Origin of the sequence: Hymenobacter sp. NBH84, from assembly GCF_014217645.1 — a bacterium.
Taxonomy (GTDB): Bacteria; Bacteroidota; Bacteroidia; order Cytophagales; family Hymenobacteraceae; genus Hymenobacter; species Hymenobacter profundi.
The window spans coordinates 23210-45000 of record NZ_CP043644.1; the positions used below are offsets into that span (position 1 = coordinate 23210).

Annotated in this window: 18 protein-coding genes, 1 tRNA gene and 2 rRNA genes (1 of these 21 cut by a window edge); 16 read left to right on the forward strand and 5 right to left on the reverse strand. The window is 54.6% G+C overall.

What is annotated here, in order from left to right:
* Nucleotides 1-62: 62 nt before the first annotated feature.
* On the reverse strand, nt 63-416 hold the full coding sequence (locus F1C16_RS00100; protein ID WP_219733360.1) for a hypothetical protein: 354 nt from the start codon (nt 414-416) through the stop codon (nt 63-65).
* 83 nt (nt 417-499) lie between these two features.
* Nucleotides 500-2341 (reverse strand): hypothetical protein, encoded by a 1842-nt coding sequence (locus F1C16_RS00105; protein ID WP_185282377.1) that lies wholly within the window; start codon nt 2339-2341, stop codon nt 500-502.
* A gap of 186 nt (nt 2342-2527) precedes the next feature.
* On the opposite strand from F1C16_RS00105, the gene F1C16_RS00110 reads away from it, so the two are divergent.
* The 3 genes from F1C16_RS00110 to F1C16_RS00120 all read left to right on the forward strand — a co-directional run bounded on the left by F1C16_RS00110 (nt 2528) and on the right by F1C16_RS00120 (nt 4753).
* Entirely contained in the window at nt 2528-3472 is a 945-nt protein-coding gene (locus F1C16_RS00110) for a GNAT family N-acetyltransferase (protein ID WP_185282378.1), read from the forward strand.
* On the forward strand, nt 3460-4143 hold the full coding sequence (upp, locus tag F1C16_RS00115; protein WP_185282379.1) for a uracil phosphoribosyltransferase: 684 nt from the start codon (nt 3460-3462) through the stop codon (nt 4141-4143). Before F1C16_RS00110 ends, upp begins: the two co-directional genes overlap by 13 nt.
* Nucleotides 4144-4333: 190 nt before the next feature.
* Nucleotides 4334-4753, forward strand: a complete 420-nt coding sequence (locus F1C16_RS00120; RefSeq protein ID WP_185282380.1) for a hypothetical protein — start codon at nt 4334-4336, stop codon at nt 4751-4753.
* A 193-nt stretch (nt 4754-4946) separates the two neighbouring features.
* Here F1C16_RS00120 and F1C16_RS00125 read toward each other — a convergent pair whose 3' ends face one another.
* Entirely contained in the window at nt 4947-6380 is a 1434-nt protein-coding gene (locus F1C16_RS00125; RefSeq protein WP_185282381.1) for a DEAD/DEAH box helicase, read from the reverse strand.
* A 179-nt stretch (nt 6381-6559) separates the two neighbouring features.
* Here F1C16_RS00125 and F1C16_RS00130 point away from each other — a divergent pair.
* The 3 genes from F1C16_RS00130 (at nt 6560) to F1C16_RS00140 (ending at nt 8085) form a co-directional block, all read left to right on the forward strand.
* Nucleotides 6560-6633, forward strand: a tRNA-His gene (locus F1C16_RS00130).
* Nucleotides 6634-6744: 111 nt separating this feature from the next.
* On the forward strand, nt 6745-7686 hold the full coding sequence (locus F1C16_RS00135; RefSeq protein ID WP_185282382.1) for a PfkB family carbohydrate kinase: 942 nt from the start codon (nt 6745-6747) through the stop codon (nt 7684-7686).
* 138 nt (nt 7687-7824) lie between these two features.
* Nucleotides 7825-8085 carry a hypothetical protein gene (locus F1C16_RS00140; RefSeq protein ID WP_185282383.1) on the forward strand — a complete coding sequence of 87 codons (261 nt, stop codon included), beginning with the start codon at nt 7825-7827 and terminating at the stop codon, nt 8083-8085.
* Between the two features lie 49 nt (nt 8086-8134).
* Here the strand turns inward: F1C16_RS00140 and F1C16_RS00145 are convergent, their stop codons facing one another.
* Nucleotides 8135-8947 (reverse strand): hypothetical protein, encoded by an 813-nt coding sequence (locus tag F1C16_RS00145; protein ID WP_185282384.1) that lies wholly within the window; start codon nt 8945-8947, stop codon nt 8135-8137.
* Between the two features lie 28 nt (nt 8948-8975).
* Entirely contained in the window at nt 8976-10712 is a 1737-nt protein-coding gene (locus F1C16_RS00150) for a M61 family metallopeptidase (protein WP_185282385.1), read from the reverse strand.
* A 212-nt stretch (nt 10713-10924) separates the two neighbouring features.
* Here F1C16_RS00150 and rpmH point away from each other — a divergent pair, with 212 nt between their 5' ends.
* The 10 genes from rpmH to F1C16_RS00200 all read left to right on the forward strand — a co-directional run.
* On the forward strand, nt 10925-11083 hold the full coding sequence (gene rpmH, locus F1C16_RS00155) for a 50S ribosomal protein L34 (protein WP_092743544.1): 159 nt from the start codon (nt 10925-10927) through the stop codon (nt 11081-11083).
* Between the two features lie 68 nt (nt 11084-11151).
* Complete coding sequence (locus tag F1C16_RS00160) at nt 11152-11589, forward strand: ribonuclease P protein component (protein ID WP_185282386.1); 438 nt, start codon at nt 11152-11154, stop codon at nt 11587-11589.
* 37 nt (nt 11590-11626) lie between these two features.
* The gene (locus F1C16_RS00165) at nt 11627-13321 is read left to right on the forward strand and encodes a S41 family peptidase (protein ID WP_185282387.1); all 1695 of its coding nucleotides are present in this window, start codon (nt 11627-11629) and stop codon (nt 13319-13321) included.
* A gap of 168 nt (nt 13322-13489) precedes the next feature.
* The gene (gene tsaB / locus F1C16_RS00170) at nt 13490-14185 is read left to right on the forward strand and encodes a tRNA (adenosine(37)-N6)-threonylcarbamoyltransferase complex dimerization subunit type 1 TsaB (RefSeq protein ID WP_185282388.1); all 696 of its coding nucleotides are present in this window, start codon (nt 13490-13492) and stop codon (nt 14183-14185) included.
* Between the two features lie 15 nt (nt 14186-14200).
* Nucleotides 14201-14716, forward strand: a complete 516-nt coding sequence (locus F1C16_RS00175; protein WP_185282389.1) for a DUF2480 family protein — start codon at nt 14201-14203, stop codon at nt 14714-14716.
* 104 nt (nt 14717-14820) lie between these two features.
* Nucleotides 14821-16134 carry an APC family permease gene (locus F1C16_RS00180; protein ID WP_185282390.1) on the forward strand — a complete coding sequence of 438 codons (1314 nt, stop codon included), beginning with the start codon at nt 14821-14823 and terminating at the stop codon, nt 16132-16134.
* Between the two features lie 127 nt (nt 16135-16261).
* Nucleotides 16262-17485: a hypothetical protein gene (locus F1C16_RS00185; RefSeq protein WP_185282391.1), complete on the forward strand. Its 1224-nt coding sequence runs from the start codon at nt 16262-16264 to the stop codon at nt 17483-17485.
* Nucleotides 17486-17491: 6 nt separating this feature from the next.
* Nucleotides 17492-18814, forward strand: coding sequence for a serine hydrolase (locus F1C16_RS00190; protein WP_185282392.1), 1323 nt, complete (start codon nt 17492-17494; stop codon nt 18812-18814).
* Nucleotides 18815-19501: 687 nt separating this feature from the next.
* A 16S ribosomal RNA gene (locus tag F1C16_RS00195) occupies nt 19502-21016 on the forward strand.
* Nucleotides 21017-21262: 246 nt separating this feature from the next.
* Nucleotides 21263-21791 (forward strand): 23S ribosomal RNA (locus tag F1C16_RS00200) (it continues 2381 nt past the right edge of the window).
* The 16S and 23S rRNA genes sit together here, the layout of an rRNA operon.

A 21791-nucleotide genomic window follows, 5' to 3' on the forward strand; every position in this document is an offset into this window, starting at 1 on the left:
GCGTGTTTTCTTAGATGTAGCTAGCAACAATCACCGCAACGACGAGCGCCTGCAACACGCCCCTACTGGAACACGGCCACTACCTCAATCTGCCCCACAATGTGGTGGTTGAATTCCACTAGCTCTTCGGCGGGTACCCACAGCTCCTCGTGGTGCTGGTCGCCCACGTTTTGCACCGGAAACTGGGCAGCGTAATCGGCATCTACCGCGAAGCGCAACACGTAGCCCACGCCGTAGTAAGGTACATTCCAGTCGCGGGCAATCTGGGCGGCGTACTCGTGGTTGAGGACGGGGTAGAAAATGGGCTGCTCCGGCAAGCGCGGCGGAAACGCTAGCCAATTCGAGGCCGCAATCAAATCCAACTCCTGCTGATTAACGGGGCGGTAGAGCAGGGTAGTAGCAGGGTCGTGCCGCAAGGTGATAAGCTAAGTAGTTGATATGCTGAATTGCTGATTATGATGTTCTGTAATAGCACTTCAGCACATCGACCAATTACACATTAAAACTCGTGTAGCCGTTGCGCAATATTCCAGCGTAGCGACACAGACGTGTAGCTCTCCGTGCCATCGGCCGGAATAGCGTACTGCGAGCTGCGGTGGCGAATAATCTGCTTGGCATCGAGCCAGAGGTTGTGGCGCAGCTGGTAGGTCGCCGTCAGGTCGAGATGCAGAAGCTTGCTGCGGTTGCCGTCACCTACGCTGTAGCCGTACTCCCGCAGACTACCGTCGGAGTTCAGCGGCCGTAAGTTATAGGGATAAAGTACGTTGCCGCCGTAATTATTTGTTGAATCGATAGCAGGATAATTCGGTACAGGCGGCAGGTCTAGGCCTTGTACCGAATAGATTGCCTTGCCCACCAGATTCAGACGAGGTAGGCGCGGGGGCTGGTAGCTGGCAATACCAATGAATTCGTACAGGTTGGCGCCCATGGGGTGGGCCAGCGGCTGGTTGTAGTGCTGGTAGTTGCGGTATTTGTCTTCGTGCTGGTAGGTATAGGGTCGAATGTAGTTGAACTCGCCTTGCAAATCGAAATTGCTGATGCCGGCCACGTCGATATACTTGGCGCCCAGCTGAATAGCCTGCTTGTTGGCCCACCATCCATCACCAGAGCGCACCTGGCTAATCGAAAACTCATCCAGCACCAGTTGTCCGTAGAGTTGGTAACGGTGCTTGATATTCCACTTGAAATCCAGGCCAAGCAGGGAGTTGTCTTCCGAGCCTACCTGCTGCTCCACGCTGCGGTAGAAGATAATTGGATTGAGGTAGCCCAACTCGTAGCCGCCCTTGCCCCGCCCAAACATCACCGACTCAAACACGCCCACGTTGAAATTCGGCGTTACGTCGAGGCTTAGGTGGTGGAAGGTCATGTACTTCTTCTGATAAACGGTATCAGCATTGGCTTTGTCAGCCGTCATCTGCGTGAATAGGTTCTGGTAGTTGAACTTCCAGATGCGTGTATTCAGCTTCAAAAACAGGTAGGGTGCCGTGTAGTCCGACAAAATCAGCGAGCGGTAACCGTTGCCAATGAAGTTGCGGTCGTGCCCAAACTGGATATTGATGTGCCGGCTGGCCGCATACGTGATATAGCCCCGAGCCGAAAGGAAATCATACTGATTGCCGCCCTCGCCTTTGAAATACTTCCAGTAGCCCTCATGCGGCACAATGTTGTCGCGCTGGATGCGTTCCTGCACGTAGCCAGGCACAGCCATCTGGTTATCGGCCAGGAAGGTATAGAAGCCCAGCTTCTTGTCAATGGTGCCCTCCACCTGAATGCCGCGGGTGTTCACGTAGCGTAACCCATCAATGCGGTTGTCGTGTCCCGCGCTCAAATAGGCTACTGGATTCACACGTAGCGTAAAATCTGGCTTTTCTACGTGGAACAGGTCGCTGGTATTGCGGTAAAAGTGCTTGAGAATAGGTTTCCGGCTGGTGTTTTGTGCCAACAGTTCCACCGTGTAGGGCCAGTTGTCGCGTAGCAGGTAGCGGGCGTTGAAACGGTCGGCGCGGGAAAATGTGCTGGCAGCCGTGCTGTCGAGCAGCATTCGCTCGCTTAGGCGGGCGGCACTGGCACGGGTGTAGGGTCGTACGGAGGTGTGCGGGTCGCCCAACGAATCGGCGCCGTACTTGATGGCGTAACGGTCAATGAGGCGGTACACGTCCTGATCAAGCGGCACGTAGGTAGTGCCCTGGCCTGTCTGGTGCGGTGGCGCCGGTTTGGGTGCCGACTGGTCGTATACCAGCCAGGTAGGACTGGTAGCGCGGGTGGTAGAGTCCGTAGTTTGGGCCACGGTGCGGCCGGCCAGGAGGCTCAACGCAGTCAGCAGAAGTATACGATGGGTCATAGAGGCAGAAGTAGCGGCTACAGGGCAGTCGGCGGCAACACAAACCTACGCAGTTCACGGTTGGGGTAGCGTAGGGCGCTGACAAAAAACGAGCCTACTCGGGTAGGAAAAGGGGTAGGCTTTTTGTCAGGCATATATGAACACGTAGGTTCGTCGGATAAATTGCGTTACACTCCGCTTCTCCACGTGTCTCTCCATTACCTCCCTTTCTCTTCTCTTAACCTCGCTGCCTGGGACAATTGTGTCGCCGCTGCTCAGCCGGAGCTGCCTTATGCCTACGCGTGGTGGTTGCGTATCGTGGCGGGTCGGTGGGATGCTGTGGTAGAGCTCGGGCCAGCCGGTGAATACCGCTCCGTACTGCCTTTGCCATACAAACGCCGACCATGGGGTAGGGAGCTTTTTCAACCGGCTTTCACCCAACAACTTGGCTTATTGACAACCAGTACCAGTCAGTATAAAGATGTAGCGGAGTACCTATTGTTGATAAGTAGTCGATATACCAAGGGTTATCAACAGTTAAATGTGGATAACTCGCTGTTTTCCACCAACTCTGCGTACAAAACGCGTCAGCGCGTGACCTACCACTTGTCCCTAGCTCCCGATTTTCCTACGCTACTACAAGCATACGACTCCAGCAGTCAGCGGCGCTTGCGTCAAAACCTGGCGCGTCCGGTGCCATTAGTAGTGCAGGAAGCTACTACCCTTGAGCCCTTCATCACCTTATTCAAACAGACAAAAGGAGAAGCGGCTTCGCTTTCTGCCCGGCACTACGCACGGCTGCGTCGGTTGGTAGCGGCTGCTCAACAGCGCGGACAGGCGCTTTTGTATGAGGTCCGGACGCCAGCGCCTGATGCCGAACTGCTAGCGGCGGCACTATTTATCCGGGAGCGAAATACCCTGATCTACCTATTTGCGGCTGCTTCGCCGCGCGGGCGCCAACTGTCGGCGCCTACCTTACTGCTGAGCCATGTGATAGCGCAACACGCGGGCACCCCCAATTTGATATTGGATTTTGAAGGCAGTGTTATTCCATCGATTGCACGGTTTTTTGCCAACTTCGGTGCCCAGCCCGTACCTTACACTACTTTCACCCTAACTCTCCGACCCTGGTATTTGCAATGGATGCGCTGAACTCTACCCCTACGCCCTACGCCCCCGAGCGTGTACACATTGTATGTGCCGAGCCCTCCGTAGCCAACCACTTTCTGGCCGAGCTGCGCGACGTAAACAAGCAGCGCGATTCGCTACGCTTTCGCCGAAACCTGCAACGCCTCGGCGAAATCATTGCCTACCGCATCAGCTCCCAACTGAGCTATACCGATCAGACCATCACTACGCCACTAAGCGAAACCAATGGCAAGCTGCTTCAGGATTTTCCGGTGCTGGCCACGGTGCTGCGCGCTGGCCTGCCATTTCATCAAGGCTTTCTGAATTACTTCGATCAGTCGCCCTCTGCCTTTGCGGCAGCCTACCGCATCGAGGGCACGGCGCAGGTGCAGGTGCAGGTAGACTACCTCTCGGCGCCGAGCCTGGATGAGCGTGTACTGATTCTGGTAGACCCTATGCTGGCCTCCGGCAAATCGTTGGTGCAAACGTACCGGGCTATGCTGCGCTTCGGCACACCCCGGCAGGTGCACATTGCCGCCGTTATTGCCTCTCCAGAAGGCGTCGATTACGTGACCCGCGAGATTCCCGAAGCCACCTTGTGGGTAGCAGCCGTAGATGAAGGCCTCAACGACCAGGCGTACATCATACCCGGCCTAGGCGATGCCGGCGACTTATCGTATGGCAGCAAACTGTAGCGTTGCTTATCTACAGAACAGCTGCGGCCCGAATTTTGAAAGTTTAATCAGCTCGGTTGAACCTGACTGGCTGCATACCGTTATGATACCGGCTGCGTAAGCGGCCTGTGTCACGTTTCTCATCGCCTGTATTCGTGCTTGCCACGTGCTTCCTGCTCTCCTCAAATACGCTTCTGTTTTCCTGCTCGGAATGGTTAAGTTCGTCGCGGCGCCCATTGCGGGCGTGCTGGCGGGCTTGTCGTGGGCGATGTGCTGGGGCCTGTCGGTAGCAGGCATGATGACCAGCGTGCTCCTGATTTCAGGGCTGGGGCGCATGTGGGCCTTGCACTTGCGGGCGCGGCGCACCGCCAAAGGCAAGCCCTTGTTCAGCCGGCGGAGCCGGGGGGTAGTACGCATCTACAAGCGCTTCGGGATGCCAGGCATTGCTTTCCTCACGCCCATTTTGTTTAGCCCAGTAGGCGGCACTGTCATTGCCACGCAGCTGCATGTGCCGCGCTGGCGCATTATGCTGCATATGTTTTGGAGCGCTCTATTGTGGGGTGCTGCTTTCACAATGGTAGCAACGCGCTTCAGCCATTTAGAAATCTTCCAGCACTTCGCCCCAAAATAGAAGCGAGGAGATGGTGAGATGGTGAACCAAAAAAGACGTCTGTCCTCCTGAGCATTCCACGCATCAAGCGGCGACGAAGGACCTTGTCACGTGAGAACGATTATCGTAACAACGACTCGTTCTGTGGGCATAAGGTCCTTCGTCGCCGCTTGATGCGTGGAATGCTCAGGAGGACAGACGTCTTTTTAGCTCGTTATTTCCGCCTGCCCCGTGCTCTTGCCTTGGCTGCTTTCACTGCTTTCACGGCGGGTGCCGATGATTTGCCTTTGGATGGGTTCACCTTCCGGCCTTTCTGGCTGCGGTTGGGGCCTTCTACGTACGATTTACCGGTGCGCTTATCGATGGTCACGCCGGGCTTCACCCATTCCTTGCGCTCATGAAACGCCCCCTGGAAGGTAGGGTCTTCGCGACGGCGACGCTCATCTATCTCGCGGTTCATGTTCTGTTGCTCCTCAAAGGGCGTGTCCATCACTTTCACCTCCTCGGGGAGGGGCAGCAGCGGAATGTCCTGCTTGATCAGCGCCTCAATCTGCTCGATGTGGTGCATTTCAGCCTCATTGGCAAAAGTGAGAGCCGCGCCGGTGTGCTGCGCCCTACCCGTGCGGCCAATGCGGTGCACGTAGTCGTCGTAATTCAACGGCACGTCAAAGTTTATGACGTGGCTCACGAGCGGCACATCAATGCCACGGGCCGCTACGTCGGTGGCTACTAGGAAGCGCGCTTCCCCATTGCGGAATGAATCCATGCTATTGAGGCGCGCGTTCTGGCCTTTGTTGCCGTGGATGGCGCGCACCTGCCCCGGTGCTACCTTACGTTCTAGAAAGCTGGCCACATTGTCGGCGTGCGTTTTGGTGCGCGTGAAAATCATGACGCGATTGAACGTCTCCTGGTCTTGAAAGAGGTAGTCGAGTAGGTTGATTTTGGTGAGCAGATTGGGTACTTCGTAGAGCACCTGCGTTACGGTTTGGGCCGGCTGGGCGGGCGGCGTCACCTCAACGCGTACCGGAAATTCCAAGAACTCCTCGCTTAGGGTGGTCACCTTATCGGGCATGGTGGCCGAGAACAGCACGTTCTGGCGCTTGCGCGGAATCACTTCCAAGATGCGCCGAATCTGGGGCATGAAACCCATATCCATCATTTTGTCGGCCTCATCAAGCACCAGTGTCTTCAGGTCTTTCAGCACCAAGTCGCCTTTCAGATACAGCTCCAGCAGGCGACCAGGGGTAGCAATTAAAATATCCACGCCCTGGGCAATGGTTTCAATCTGCGTTTTCGGACCCAGCCCGCCGTAAATGGCGAAAATTCGTAGGTCGGTGTACGTGGAAAGCTGCAACAGGTGCTTCTCAATCTGGATGGCTAGCTCGCGGGTAGGGGCCATCACCAAGGCACGCGGGTGGATGCCCTGCGCATACTTCACCTTCATTAGAAGCGGCAGGCCAAACGCCGCCGTTTTGCCGGTGCCCGTTTGGGCAATGCCCAGCACATCGTGCCCGGCCAGCAGCAGCGGAATGGTTTGCTCCTGTACGGGGGTAGGATCCGTAAAGCCTGCCTCGGCCACGGCATTCAAGAGTTGCTTATTCAGCTTGAAATCAGCAAAAGAGAGCGGCGTGTGGGGCGTGTCGGACATGGTATTGAAGATAAAGCGAACTACAAAGGTACGCGGAATAGTCGGGCAAGAAGCGGTTGCGCAACGTAACGCTGTGTTCAGAGCAACAAACAGTTAGAAAAAACTTACTTAAAAAATGTTCTCAAGTAATTGAAAATTTCGATCAACCTGCTACTTTTGTGGCATCAATACCCAACACGGTAGATATAGCTCAGCTGGTTAGAGCGTCGGATTGTGATTCCGAAGGTCGTGGGTTCGAGCCCCATTATTTACCCATCGTTTTTGCAGAAAGTCCCCGGAAAAGTATTTTCGGGGACTTTTTTTATGAGTTGCACCGTTGCAGGGGCATCTTTTCGCATTAAATCACTTTTAATCCTCTCTGCTTATGAGCCTGGTTGTTATCGGTACGGTGGCTTTCGATGCCTTGGAAACGCCTTTCGGCAAAACCGACAAAATCATTGGTGGTGCTGCCACCTACGCTAGCCTGTCGGCCAGTTACTCGGTGAAGCCCGTGAAACTGGTAGCCGTGGTAGGCGATGATTTTCCGCAATCGGATATTCTGCTGCTCGAAGAGCACGGCGCCGATACCGAAGGCTTACAGATCAAGCAAGGCGAGAAGTCGTTTTTCTGGTCGGGCAAGTACTCCACCGACCTCAACTCGCGCGAGACGCTAGCGACGGAGTTGAACGTACTGGCTGATTTCGACCCCGTCCTACCCGATTCCTACCAGGATTGCAAGTACCTGATGCTGGGCAACCTGACGCCCCAGATTCAGCGCCTCGTCATTCAGCGCCTCGTGAATCGGCCCAAGCTGATTGTGATGGATACCATGAACTTCTGGATGGACGTGGCCCTGGAAGAGCTGAAAACGACCATTGAAATGGTGGACGTGCTCAGCATCAACGACGAGGAAGCCCGCCAGCTTTCCGGCGAGTACTCGCTGGTGAAAGCCGCTAAAGTGATTATGGCAATGGGCCCTAAGACCCTGATTATCAAAAAAGGTGAGCACGGCGCCTTGCTGTTTTGTAAGAAGGGCAACAAAGCGCAGATGTTCTACGCCCCAGCTCTACCTCTGGAGGAAGTATTCGACCCCACCGGCGCCGGCGACACTTTCGCGGGCGGCTTCATCGGTTACCTCGCCGCTACCGACGACATCAGCTTCGATAACATGAAGCGCGCCGTAATTCACGGCTCGGCTATGGCGTCGTTCTGCGTAGAGAAGTTTGGCACAGAGCGCTTGTTAAACCTGACGCAGGAGGAAATTGAAACTCGCGAGCAAATGTTTGCCGATCTGGTGAATGTTCCTACCCTGTCGGTAGCCGAATAGTCACTTACTCGCTCATTATACGAAAGGCCGGAGCTGCTTTGTGCAGTTCCGGCCTTTTTAGTATCCCAACTTTTCGGCAACTCTTTCCTCGTGCAAAGGGTAGAAGATAGGAGTAATCCACCCTAAAGCATTACGACGATGAAAAAGAACGAAATAGCCGCTTCCGAGCTGGCCGAAACCGATAAGACCAACATCGACCCGCGCCCTAATACCAACAGCACCAGCACGCAGGTGCAGAATTTGGATAATACGTACGTGTCGCAGCAGGGCAATACCACGGATGGCAAAGCCACCACGGACCCCAAAAACACAACGCCCATTCGTAGCAATCCGCAGAACAACAAACCTATGTCGGTAGACGGCAACAGCAAAGCCGGCCGGGGTAGCGACAAAAGCTAGATAGCTCCTGAAACCATAAAAAAAGCTCCGTTTAGCGACGGAGCTTTTTTTATGGTATGATGGTAAGACGCACCATTCGGGTTTCTACATCGCCCTTTTCGAGATAATCTTGTTCAAAAAGAATCGTGCGGTTGTCGAGCCAGCGTGGGCCGGATACGCCCCATTCCACCTGCCGCTCCCAGAGCTTGCGCAAGCGCAGGCCATCGGCGGCCCATAATTGTAGGCCGCTGGGGTCGTAGTGAGCCAGCACATCGGAGTTGCCACATACAAAGTGCAGGCCATCGGGCGAAATAGCGGGCGGGCTCCATACCTCCGTGCGGCGGCCTGTGCGCTGGTCTACCAGCAGAAAGTACCCGCCTTCGTAGAGATGCACCGAAATCAGCCACTGATGAATAGCCGGAATAGCATTTACATACTCGTAGGCGATGTTCTCCTCGCTTTCCACCGGGTTGTCTACGAAGCGCACGGGCGGGGCAGCGCTGGGGCGCAGCCACAGCGTGCGGCCTACGCGCTGGGCCGTGCGGCCGGTTGTGCGCAGGCGGGCGCGCTCTTCGGCGGTCAGGTCCAGTTCTTCATCGGCAGCCGAGGGAGTAGGGCGCAACCAGGCGGGGGTAGGCAGGCTTTCGTAGGTAGGGTGCGGGGCAGGGTAAAGGGTGAGTACACGGCCAGCCGGCAGAATAAGGGTATCGAGATGCGCCCGTTTGTAGATGGTAGGCTGGCGCAGAATAGGGCGGGCATAGGCGCCCGAAGTAGGGAGTGGCAACGGCGCAGCCGGATGCCCCCGCTCTTGGCGCGGCATAAGGGTGCAGGCAGTGCTCAACAGAAACGGCCCTACTAACAAAAAGGCCCGCAGCCGATTCATGGTACTACTCAATTCAGCTCGACGGACGTTAAAATTCCTGTTTCAGCCACTGCCGAAAGCTGGCGCGCTGCTCAGCCGTTGCATCAGGCAATTTCTCGACCATTCTTTTTGCCCAGTACAATTCGGTGCCGTCTGCCATTAGCATAACCGTGCGCAACTGGTTTTGCCGGAACACTGCCAGTTCGTAACGCCCAGTGCCGGTGCTCAGCAGCGTTTGCAGATTCTGCGTTACCCGTCGGCCATTCACCGCTACTATTTCATCTTCTAGAGCCAAAGCGTCAGCCGCTGGCGTGCCGGGTAGGATATCGGTGACTTCTGTGCGTTCGTTCCGAACCGCTGCCCTAAAACCAAATCTACCTTCGGAAACGGAGCCGTTTTCAACCGTGTGCAGCGTGCAGCCCACAAAGCGTAGGGCTTTGTTCAGGGACTCTTCCAGCGGCGCTGTGCCGTATACAAACTTGTCAAAATAGGTCTGCATGTCGCGGCCAGCCACTTCACGCACTACCTGCTGATAGTCCTCCTCGGTATAGCCTACCCCGGTTTTACCGAAATCTTCGTAGAGGCGCCGCATCACGTCGTCGAGGCTGCGTTGGTGCTGGCTGAGCTGACGCAGGGTAAGATCTAAGAGTAAGGCTACCAGCGCGCCCTTATGATACACCGACACTTTACGGTCGGGCGCGCCGGGCTTGTAGCCGTCCAGCCACAAGTCCATCGAGGCATCGGCCAACGACAGGTTCTGGTGACCGTAATTGTCGAAGTGCTTGTATAGCACGCCGTTCAGCTCCGTGAAGTATTGCGCCGCCGAAAATATGCCGGACCGGGCCAGCAGGTAGTCGCCGTAATACGTGGTTACGCCCTCGGCAATGTAGCAGGTGCGGAAGTAGTTTTCCTTGGTAAAATCGTAGGGCTGCATCTCGGCCGGCCGGATGCTCTTCACGTTCCAGGTATGGAATAGCTCGTGGCAGCTCACGCCCAACAACTCCTTATACAAGCCGTGCGTCATCAGCAGCTCCGCCGGTCCCAGCGTAATCACTGTAGAGTTGTGATGCTCCACGCCGTGGTAGTGCTTGTAGGGTAAGATCTGGTTGAGGAAGTGATAATCACTCACCGGAAAATCACCACCAAATACGGCTAGATTTTCCTCTGTGAAAGCTCCGAAATCCTTGATGATTTGCGGCCAGTCGGGCACGCACGCCCCCTGTATCCAGATGTGAAAGGGGATACCCTGCACTTCGTAAGTGCGTTGCAGCAGGGTAGGACTGGCGATAAGTGGCGCATCCACTAGCTGGTCAAACGATGTGGCAGCTAACGTATTAGGGGCACTCTGGGGTAGGCTGCAGGCAATATGCCAGGCGTCGGGTAGGGCCAGCTGCAACTGGCAGGGCTCCTGCTGCCGCCCCTCGGCGTAGAGTAGTGCCTGCACCGGGTTCAGGTAGAGCTGACTTTCATCAAGCCAGGAGCCGCCGGCATCCATTTGGTGAGCGTAGAAGTTGTAGCGCACGCGCACCGTACGGCCCGCCGTGTTGGCTACCGTCCAGCGGTCCTTAGTGGTTTTGCGGTAGGGTAGGGCCTCGCCCGATTGCGCATCTTCCACCTCCACGCGCTGCACTTTTTGCGCGAAATTTTGCAGCTCGTAGCGGCCCGGCCGCCAGGCTGGCAGCTGCAATTCCAGCGGCTGGGCCGCATTTGCGGGCACTTCCAGGGTGAGTTGCACCTGGATGTAGGACGTCAGCGGATTTTCAAAGGAAAGGTAGTAGTGAATCATGCAGGCAGCCCCACGCGGTAAAGAGCAGAATATGGTCGTAAAACTACGCTTATCCGTAGGAAATAGCAGGATAAGCAGTTGGGTAAATTCTACGAATTTTAGCAACGAAAAGGCGACGATTTGGTAGAAAAAGCAGTTGAGCATTGCCTTTTACAAAAAGGCCTTGTACCTTTGCCGGCCTTACAACTGTCATTGAGTCACTTACCCATATCATGAAACGTACTTTTCAGCCTTCGCAGCGCAAGCGTCGTAACAAGCACGGTTTCCGCTCGCGCATGGAAACCGTTAATGGCCGCAACGTTATTGCTCGCCGCCGTGCCAAAGGCCGCAAGCGCCTGACCGTATCCGACGAAGGTCGTCATAAGCGCTAGGTTTCGATTTAGCTGTTAGTCCATTGGCTGATAGCTGTTAGCTTGCTCATCCCGCGAACACTAGCCCCGTGAACGAGCTAACAGCCAATAGCCACCAGCCAGCAGCTAAAAAATACAGTTTTCCGAAAGAAGAACATCTGTGCCGCAAAAAGCTCATTGAAGAGCTTTTCGGCCGGGGTTCTTCTTTCGGTTTATATCCCCTGCGGCTCGTGTGGTTGCCTGCCATCGCGTCTACTACTGCACCGCCGCAAGTGCTCGTGAGCGTGAGTAAACGTAGCTTCAAGCGTGCCGTAGACCGTAACTATCTCAAGCGCCTGTTGCGCGAGGCTTATCGGCTGAATAAATATCGTCTATTGGAGGCCGATGGCGGCCATCCAGTAGATCGGCTGGCAATTATCTATACTGGCAAAGAAAAAAAGCCTTTCGCGCTGGTTGAAAAAAAATTAATTTCAGGGCTAGAGCGTTTGCTGAGCGACGCGCGCCCGACTGCCGCACCGGTAGGGTAGGGCACGCAGGTCTTTTACCTTCGCTGTTACCTACCCTATGCGCAAACGATATATTGCGGGCCTGGCCCTGAGCGGTGCCCTATCGCTGGTTGCTTTTCGTGCCCCAGACAATGAGCGCTACTTCGAGATAGCCAAGAACCTAGACATCTTCGCCACGTTGTTCAAGGAGGTAAACACCTACTACGTGGACGAGATTACGCCCTCGAAAGTGGTGAAAACGGGTATCGATGCCATGCTCAAGTCGTTGGACCCGTACACCAATTATATTCCGGAGGATGATATCGAGGACTTCCGGACGATGGTGAGCGGGCAGTATGGCGGCATTGGAGCCATTGTGGCGAAGCGCAACGGCAAAACCGTGGTGCAGGCTGCATACGAGGGCTACCCGGCTCAGAAAGCTGGCCTCCTACCCGGTGACGAAATCCTGACTATTAACGGCGTGAACGTCGATAAAAAGTCGAATGCTGATATAAGCAAGCTGCTGAAAGGTCAGGCGCAATCAGTAGTGAAGCTGATAGTGACGCGTTACGGGCAGGAGCAGCCTGCCGAAATCAGCATTACCCGCGACCGGATTCAGGTGGAGAACGTGCCGTATTATGGTATGCTTTCCAATGATATCGGTTACTTCCAGCTTTCTGGCTTCACCGTGGATGCCAGCCGCGAGGTGCGCACAGCCGTGACCAAGCTCAAGGAAATGGGCGCCAAGAAAATCGTGTTTGATATTCGCGACAACCCCGGTGGCCTGCTTAATGAAGCGGTGAACATCTCGAACCTGTTCGTGGACCGCGGCCTCGATATCGTGAGCACCAAAGGCAAGGTGACCGACTGGAACAAAACCTACAAAGCGCTGGACCAGCCGCTCGATACGCAAATTCCGATTGTAGTCATCACGAGCAACCGTTCGGCTTCGGCTTCGGAAATTGTATCAGGTACGTTGCAGGACTACGACCGTGCCGTGCTGGTTGGGGAGCGCACGTTTGGCAAAGGGCTGGTGCAAGCCACGCGGCCGCTCAGCTACAACTCGCAGCTAAAGGTGACGACGGCCAAATACTACATTCCCAGCGGCCGTTGCATTCAGGAAATCGACTACTCGCACCGCGCCGATGATGGTACGCTGGGCAAGGTGCCCGATTCGTTGCGCACAGCGTTCAAAACCCAGGCCGGCCGCGTGGTGTACGACGGCGGTGGCGTAGCCCCCGACGTGGCTGTGGAGGAAAAACCCCTCGCCGACATTTCGCGGGTGCTGATTCAGAAGGGCTACCTCTTTGACTACGCCACGCGCTACCGCTCCGAGCACCCGACCATTGCCGCGGCCCGGCAATTCAAAATTTCGGAGGCCGACTACCAGAAGTTTGTGCAGTACGTGTCAGGCAAGGATATCAATTATTCTACCGACATGGAGAAAAGCCTGGCTACCCTCACTAAGCAAGCCAAGGCCGAGAAGCACTACGAGGATATAAAAGCTGAGCTGGAAGGTATGCGCAAGAAGGTATCCACCAACAAAGCCAATGATTTAGTACGCTTCAAGCCCGAAATCAAGGAGATGTTGGAGCAGGAAATCGTGTCGCGCTACTACTTCCAGAAAGGTCAGATTGAAGCCACCTTCGACGACGACCCCGATATTCTGATGGCAATGAACGTCCTCAACGACCAGCCCCGCTACCAGGCCTTGCTGAAACCCGGCACCCCGGAAAGCAAAACCCGTCCCGACGCCAAGAAAAGCGGGAAGTAGGTCGATAATAGAAACGAGTAGCCCCGCCACTTGCCACTGATGCAGGTAGCGGGGCTACTTGTTTATAAGCGTTTGCTTGAGGTAATAGAAAGGCAACTCTAGCCTGCGGCTAAACCAACTTGGTTCTGAGTAGCACAACCAACCCGGCCATCTCCCTACCTTTGCACTATGTCTGCGCTTATTCTCTCCCTCGAAACCTCTTCGCCTATTTGTTCTGTGGCCCTGCACCGTGCTGGTGAGCTGGTAGGCCAGTCGGAACTTCGACTGGAGAAGTCGCACTCCTCGCACGTAAGCGTCCTGACCCATCAGCTTCTTGAAAACACCGGCCACTCCTTGCGCGACCTCGCCGCCGTGGCTGTTTCCGATGGTCCTGGTTCTTATACTGGCTTACGTATTGGGGCAGCTGCCGCCAAAGGACTGTGCTTTGCGTTGGATATCCCCTTGCTGGCCGTAAGTACATTGCAAGCCTTGGCCGTGCAGGTGGCCGCTACCACGGCACAGCCCGAGCGTTACTTGTTCTGCCCCATGCTGGATGCCCGCCGTATGGAAGTATACACGGCTCTCTACACTCACGCGGCTGAAACGGTACTGGCGCCTACCCCCCTCATCCTCGACGAGCACAGCTTCGCCGAACAATTAGCCCACCATCAACTGTTATGCTTTGGTAGCGGCGCCGATAAATTCCAACCTTTGGTAGCTGCCAGCCCTCAGGTGCAGTTTCTGACCGGCGTGCAGCCGTCGGCTATTGCGGTGGGGGCGCTGGCATACGAGGCTTACCAGCGGCAGGAGTTTCGGGACGTAGCCTACTACGAGCCGTTTTATCTCAAAGAAGTTTATACCACAACGCCCAAACCCAGAGTGTAGCTCTGGCGCACTAGCATGGAAGAAATCATTAACCGCGTGGCCCAGAGTGGCTTGGTTACCTTCAATCTGGAAGAGTTGCTGCACCCCGGCGAGCGGGTGGTCTACGATATCAAAGACAATCTGTTCCACGGTCTGATACTGCGCGAGAAGGACTTTCGCGAGTTCGTAAAGAACCACGACTGGTCGCAGTTTGATGGAAAGAACGTGGCCATTATCTGCTCTGCTGATGCCATTGTGCCTACCTGGGCCTACATGGTTCTGGCCGCGAAGCTGCAAGGCCACGCCCACCGCTACGTGTTCGGCGACCTAGCTGCGCTGGAACAGTCGCTGTTTCAGGAAGCCATTGCCGCCGTCAACCCCGAGGACTACCGCGACGCCAAGCTGGTAATTAAAGGCTGCGGCGAAAAAGAAGTGCCTACCTATGCCTATGTGGCCATTATGCAGCGACTGTTACCGGTAGCCAGCAGCATTATGTACGGCGAGCCGTGCAGCACTGTGCCTCTCTACAAGCGTCCGAAAGTGGTGGCTTAAGTCACAGCGTCTACCTTTCACTGCGCCTACTCCTACAAGCCCGCCTGTCTTGCCCGACAGCGCGGGCTTTTTAATTCTGCATCTTTAGGTTGAATATTCTACTAATGACTTCTCCCATATCCACCTACAAAATCAACTTCACTACTGGCGTCGCCATTGTGGTAGCCAATATGGTAGGCACGGGCGTTTTCACGAGTCTGGGCTTTCAGGTGGTAGACATCCAGAGTGGCTTCGTGCTTCTAGCGCTGTGGGCCGTAGGCGGGTTGATTGCGTTGTGTGGAGCACTGAGCTACGGCGAGTTGGCTGCTGCCCTACCCCGCTCGGGTGGCGAGTATCACTATTTATCTCAGATCTACCATCCGGTCGTAGGGTTTCTGTCGGGATGGGTGTCGGCTACGGTAGGCTTTGCGGCACCTACTGCCTTGGCTGCTATGGCCTTGGGCAGCTATGCCGCCAATGTATGGCCTGGTATAGAGCCCAAAGTGCTGTCCATCGTGGTTGTGTTGCTGCTTACGGCGGTGCATGCCACTAGCACGCGGGCGGGCAGTCGGTTGCAAGTTTTCGTAACGGTGGTGAAGGTAATGGTGCTCGTAGCCTTCATTGGAGTAGGGGTAGCGGTGGCAGTGCCGCAGCCCATCCGTTTCATTCCGCAGCCCGGCGACTGGCACCTGCTGCTGAGTCCGGCCTTTGCCGTATCGCTCATTTATGTGTCGTACGCTTATTCAGGTTGGAATGCTGCCGTATATTTGGCCGGGGAGGTAGCAGAACCACAACGCAACCTGCCCCGCATCTTGCTGACGGGCACTAGCATCGTACTCCTCTTGTATATAGGACTGAATTTCGTGTTTCTGTACGCCGCGCCACTCGCAAAGCTGAAAGGGCAGGTAGAGGTAGGCTTTGTGGTAGCAAATCAACTATTCGGTTCCACCGGTGGCCGGTTTATGGGGGGACTGATTGCCGTATTACTGATTTCCACCATCAGCTCCATGATTTTTGCCGGACCGCGCATTGTGCAGGTAATGGGAGAGGACTTGACTGGTCTGCGTAGCTTGGCAGTAGTAAGCAACGCTGGCGTGCCGGTGCGGGCCATGCTGCTGCAAACGGGACTTACCTTATTATTCATTCTGGCATCCAGCTTCCAACAGGTATTGGTCTATGCCGGATTCGTGCTCAACCTATTTACGTTCCTCACGGTACTAGGGCTATTTGTGCTGCGCTGGCGACAACCACATCTGCCACGACCGTACCGAGCCTGGGGCTACCCCTTCACGCCGCTACTCTTTCTACTCCTCAGCGGCTGGACGCTATTCTACTTGCTGCGCGACCAACCAACTGAGTCGCTCTATGGCCTCCTAACGCTCCTAGGCGGAGTAGGGGTGTATTTCCTCAGCCGTCGTCAATCCATAAACACTGCTTGATGAGTAAAACTGCTTAACTGTTAAGTAACGCAAGCAACATCTGTAATTCGCCCGCCCAAAGTCAGCCAAGGCGAATAACTTGCCTGTTAATGGCATAGCCAGAGTTTCGTTTTCTATGCAATACTCCATGCGTATTCGCTTCTTTCGCTTCATAGCGCCCTTCTGCTTTTTGGTAACAGTAGCGTGTTCCGAACAAAAAAAATCTACCCCTGAGCAACCAGCGACGCCCACTGTTGCCCCGCCTCCTCCCGTCTCCGATACGGTTGCCGCTGTTCCTACCCCGCCACCAGCCCCCGATACCACTGCTGTGCAAGATGTGGCGGCCTACCTCGCCGGTCAGCGCGTCAGCCGGGGTAGCGACCTTTACCCCCTCACGGTTCAACCAACCTGGCAGGCATTTGCAGCCAACCAAGCACAAAGCTGGGCCAAATATCATCAAACCCGAATCGAAAAGATTCAGCAATGGGCTGCCACCGAGCTAGATTCCATTCGCCAACGTAGCGCCACCATTTTCTACCCGTTCAGCGGCCCCGATCTGCTCAACGTCGTCACGATGTTTCCCGGCAGCCAGAAATACGTGTTGATAGGCTTGGAACCAGTTGGCACCATACCTGTGCGCGCTACCCTTGAAAATCCCACGCTGTTCCCAGCCGTTAAAGCCTCCCTCTGGTCAGTGCTGAACTTCAGCTTCTTCCGGACCAACGACATGGCTGTTAATCTGAAATCAGTGGAATTAGATGGGGCCTTACCGTTGCTACTGCTCTTTGCCACGCGCACCGGGCACTTGGTAGAGCAGGTGCGCTACGTGCAGCTCGACACCCAAGGTCAGCTGACGGAGGCGGATACGGCCACCATTCATCACCCTGGCCCCAAAATTATTCCTGGTGTCGAGTTGACAATGCGCAATAAAACGGGGCGGGAACAGCGGGTCTATTATTTCTCGGCTGACCTCAGCGACTGGAAGCTAGGAACCACCAAAGCCGCGGCGCTACAATACGTGCGCAGCCTCGGGCCGTTGACCACCTATGTAAAATCGGCCACCTACCTCATGCACAAAGCCTACTTCAGCAAAGTACGCAACCTGATCTTGACGCGCAGCAACGTTGTGCTGCAAGACGACTCAGGTATTGCCATGAAATATTTCCGCCCCGCGGAGTGGCAGTTCACCTACTATGGCACCTATAAGCGCCCCATCAATCTATTTGCACGGCATTATCAACCCGAGTTGACCGCGGCCTACACCGATTCGTTGCATGCCCCGCGCCCTCTGCCCTTTGGCACCGGCTACAATTGGCGGCAAAACGATTCCAACTTACTACTGGCCCAGCGTCGCACCGCCGTCACAGAATAACTTCGAATGAACACCTCCAGCAACATTGTACTACATATCAGTTGCGTCTGCTTGTTGATGGTTCTGTTAATCGTCAGTGGCTCTGAGGGTAGGGTGGGGGCTAAGCCAATACAAATTGCTCCACCATTCACCCGTTCATCGTCTGCCGATAGTCCTTTGTTGGATAGCCTGCTGCGCACTAACCCGCTGTTGCAGCCCGTGCTCCAACACGCCGACATGTATGAGGTACAGATACTATATACCCAGATTGACCGCGACAGTCAGAATCAGCCTCATTTCACACAACACACATTTCGTCTAAGCGACAAGCAGTATTTCAATCCTGCCAGCCTGGTAAAACTGCCAACCGCCGCCCTGGCTCTCGAAAAGATCAACCGCTTACATCAACCGGGTCTTACGAGCCGCAGCCCGATGGCAACTGGGGTAGCCTACCGTTGCCAAACGGCCGCCCCCTACCACCCCTCCGCCGACTCCGACCGGGTAAACACGGTAGGCAATTATATAAAGCGCATGCTATTAGTAAGTGACAACAATGCTTACAATCGGCTCTATGAATTCATAGGACAGCAACAGCTTAATGAGCGACTCTGGCAAATGGGCTACCCATCCGTACGCATCACCTGCCGTTTCGCCCCGTGCGACACAGCCGCTAACCGCCATACCAATCCTATTGATTTTTACAGCGCGGCCACTAAGCAGATTATCTACCATCAACCAGCCGCTGCAAATCCTCTTTCCTATTCCTCTCCACTGGGTCGCATCAGCAAAGGTCGAGCGTATCGGAGTGGCGGCCGTCTCATCCAGCATCCCTACGATTTTACCACTGCCAATTACCTATCCTTACAAGATGCCACTACCATACTGAAGACTGTTCTATTCCCTGAAGCGATGCCCGCACCCCAACGCTTCATGCTAACGCCCAATGATTACGCGTTTCTTCGACACTATCTATATAGTACCCCCCACGGTTCTCGCTACAAACCATACGCGGCTTCTGGGTTTTTCGACTCTTATAAGAAGTATCTTTTCTATGGCCGCCGAGGAAGTATTCCTAGCCAATCTAGTCTGCGCATCTACAATGTAGTAGGCATGTCACACGGGTATCTCGCCGATGTCGCCTACTTTATAGATACCACACAGCAAACCGAGTTTATGCTCAGCGCTGTCCTATATGTAAACAAAAATGGCGTTTTAAACGACGGTACGTACGAATATGCCTCTATTGGTTTGCCTTTTTTACAACAGTTAGGTCAAACAATTTACTCATACGATACGCAACGCCCTCGCTTGTTTAAGCCTGTTTTCACTAATTTCTTCAAGGGTAATTGAAAAAACAGAAGCATGATGAACTATTGAGGTATAGTAATGAGTTACTAATCAGCGCGATGAAACCAATCATAGTTCTTGCATTGAAAAAAGTGTAGGCTAGTATTTGGAAAGTTGCGGAGCAAGCCGCACTTTTGCACTCCCAAACCGAAACGCGGTAGGGTTGAATCGAGCAGCGCTTCTCTTGGCCTATGGCGAAGAGCGGTCCAGACAAAAAAAAAGTTTTTGCTGGATGCTTGCAATTTCAAACAAGCTGCTTACTTTTGTACCCCGCTTCCACCGGAAGCGCCCGCTACGAGGTCACTGAAAAAAAAAGTTGTCTTTAGTAGTTGAAAAGTAAGAAAAGGTTGTTACCTTTGCAGCCCGCTTCAATTGGAAGGGATGGCAAGACCGCTCGAAAGAAAAAAAGTTTTTTCGAACGGCTTGCGAAGTAAGAAAAAGCAGTTACCTTTGCAGCCCGCTTCAATCGGAAAGGCGGAAAGCACAGCGAGTTAGAAGCCACGAGAGTGGCGCAGGGTTTCACCAACAGGGTGAGGCACACGTTCTTTGAATGACAGGAAAAGACAAATGGTAAGGGCCACCTTCGGGGGGTCCACGACAAGCGTAACAGACGAAGAGAACTCGTCACAACAACGAGTCGGATCAGCACTTGACATCAGCTAGGCTTCGGCCTAGTGTAGAAGATTTTTTACAATGGAGAGTTTGATCCTGGCTCAGGATGAACGCTAGCGGCAGGCCTAATACATGCAAGTCGAACGGAGGGTAGCAATACCCTTAGTGGCGCACGGGTGCGTAACGCGTAACCAACCTACCCTTGACTGGGGGATAGCCCGCCGAAAGGCGGATTAATACCGCATAAGACGATAGCGGGGCATCTCGTAGTCGTTAAAGATTTATTGGTCAAGGATGGGGTTGCGTAGCATTAGCTAGATGGCGAGGTAACGGCTCACCATGGCGACGATGCTTAGGGGAGCTGAGAGGCTGATCCCCCACACTGGCACTGAGATACGGGCCAGACTCCTACGGGAGGCAGCAGTAGGGAATATTGGGCAATGGCCGAGAGGCTGACCCAGCCATGCCGCGTGCCGGATGAAGGCCTTCTGGGTTGTAAACGGCTTTTCTCAGGGAAGAAAAAGGGGATGCGTCCTCAACTGACGGTACCTGAGGAATAAGCACCGGCTAACTCCGTGCCAGCAGCCGCGGTAATACGGAGGGTGCGAGCGTTGTCCGGATTTATTGGGTTTAAAGGGTGCGTAGGCGGCCCGTTAAGTCCGGGGTGAAAGCCCACTGCTCAACAGTGGAACTGCCCTGGATACTGGCGGGCTTGAGTCCAGACGAGGTTGGCGGAATAGATGCTGTAGCGGTGAAATGCATAGATAGCATCTAGAACCCCGATTGCGTAGGCAGCTGACTAGGCTGGCACTGACGCTGAGGCACGAAAGCGTGGGGAGCGAACAGGATTAGATACCCTGGTAGTCCACGCCGTAAACGATGGATACTCGCTGGTAGCGATATAGGGTTACTGGCTTAGCGAAAGCGTTAAGTATCCCACCTGGGGAGTACGCTCGCAAGAGTGAAACTCAAAGGAATTGACGGGGGCCCGCACAAGTGGTGGAGCATGTGGTTTAATTCGATGATACGCGAGGAACCTTACCTAGGCTAGAATGCGCGTGACCGGTTCAGAGATGAGCCTTTCCTTCGGGACACAAAGCAAGGTGCTGCATGGCCGTCGTCAGCTCGTGCCGTGAGGTGTTGGGTTAAGTCCCGCAACGAGCGCAACCCCTATGTTTAGTTGCCAGCGGATTATGCCGGGGACTCTAAACAGACTGCCTGCGCAAGCAGTGAGGAAGGCGGGGACGACGTCAGGTCATCATGGCCCTTACGCCTAGGGCTACACACGTGCTACAATGGGCGGTACAACGGGTTGCTACATAGCGATATGATGCCAATCTCGAAAAACCGTTCTCAGTTCGGATCGGAGTCTGCAACTCGACTCCGTGAAGCTGGAATCACTAGTAATCGCGTATCAGCAATGACGCGGTGAATACGTTCCCGGGCCTTGTACACACCGCCCGTCAAGCCATGGAAGTTTGGTAGACCTGAAGCTGGTGCTCGTCACAGAAGCCAGTTAGGGTAGAACAAGTAACTGGGGCTAAGTCGTAACAAGGTAGCCGTACCGGAAGGTGCGGCTGGATCACCTCCTTTCTGGAGCTAGATCCGACTCGGTGGCGCCGTTCTATTTGGCAGCTACGCTTGCCACCCCATTTGTCTTTTTCCTGCCGTTCAATGATATTAGAAAATAGCTTTAGCAACGAGTTATTTTCGCATTGATTCCAAACGAGGAGTCAGATGTTCTTTGACGTAGTGTAACGAGTAAGAAGAAAAAAAGAAAGTCGAATATGCCGTTAGGCGTATCTGACCGGAGCTCAACTTCTCTTATAGAGGAGTTGTTACAGAAGTAACAAAGGGCACACGGGGGATGCCTAGGCTCTCAGAGGCGACGAAGGACGCGATAAGCTGCGATAAGCGTGGGGGAGGAGCACATATCCTGTGATCCCACGATGTCCGAATGGGGCAACCCACTAGCATGCAGTGCTAGGGCCTATGCCTTTAGTGGTATAGGGGCAAACGCGGGGAACTGAAACATCTAAGTACCCGCAGGAACAGAAAATAACATATGATTCCCCAAGTAGTGGCGAGCGAACGGGGAGGAGCCCAAACCGGGTTGGTTACGGCCAGCGCGGGGTTGTAGGACCTCAACATCTGATTATTTGATCTTAGCTGAACGACGTGGGAAAGTCGATCATAGAGGGTGAGAATCCCGTAAGCGAACTGATCAAGTACGGTAGAGGATTCCTGAGTAGGGCGGGGCCGGAGAAACCCTGTCTGAATCCAGCGGCACCATCCGCTAAGGCTACATACTCCTGAGAGACCGATAGTGAACTAGTACCGTGAGGGAAAGGTGAAAAGAACCGGGAAT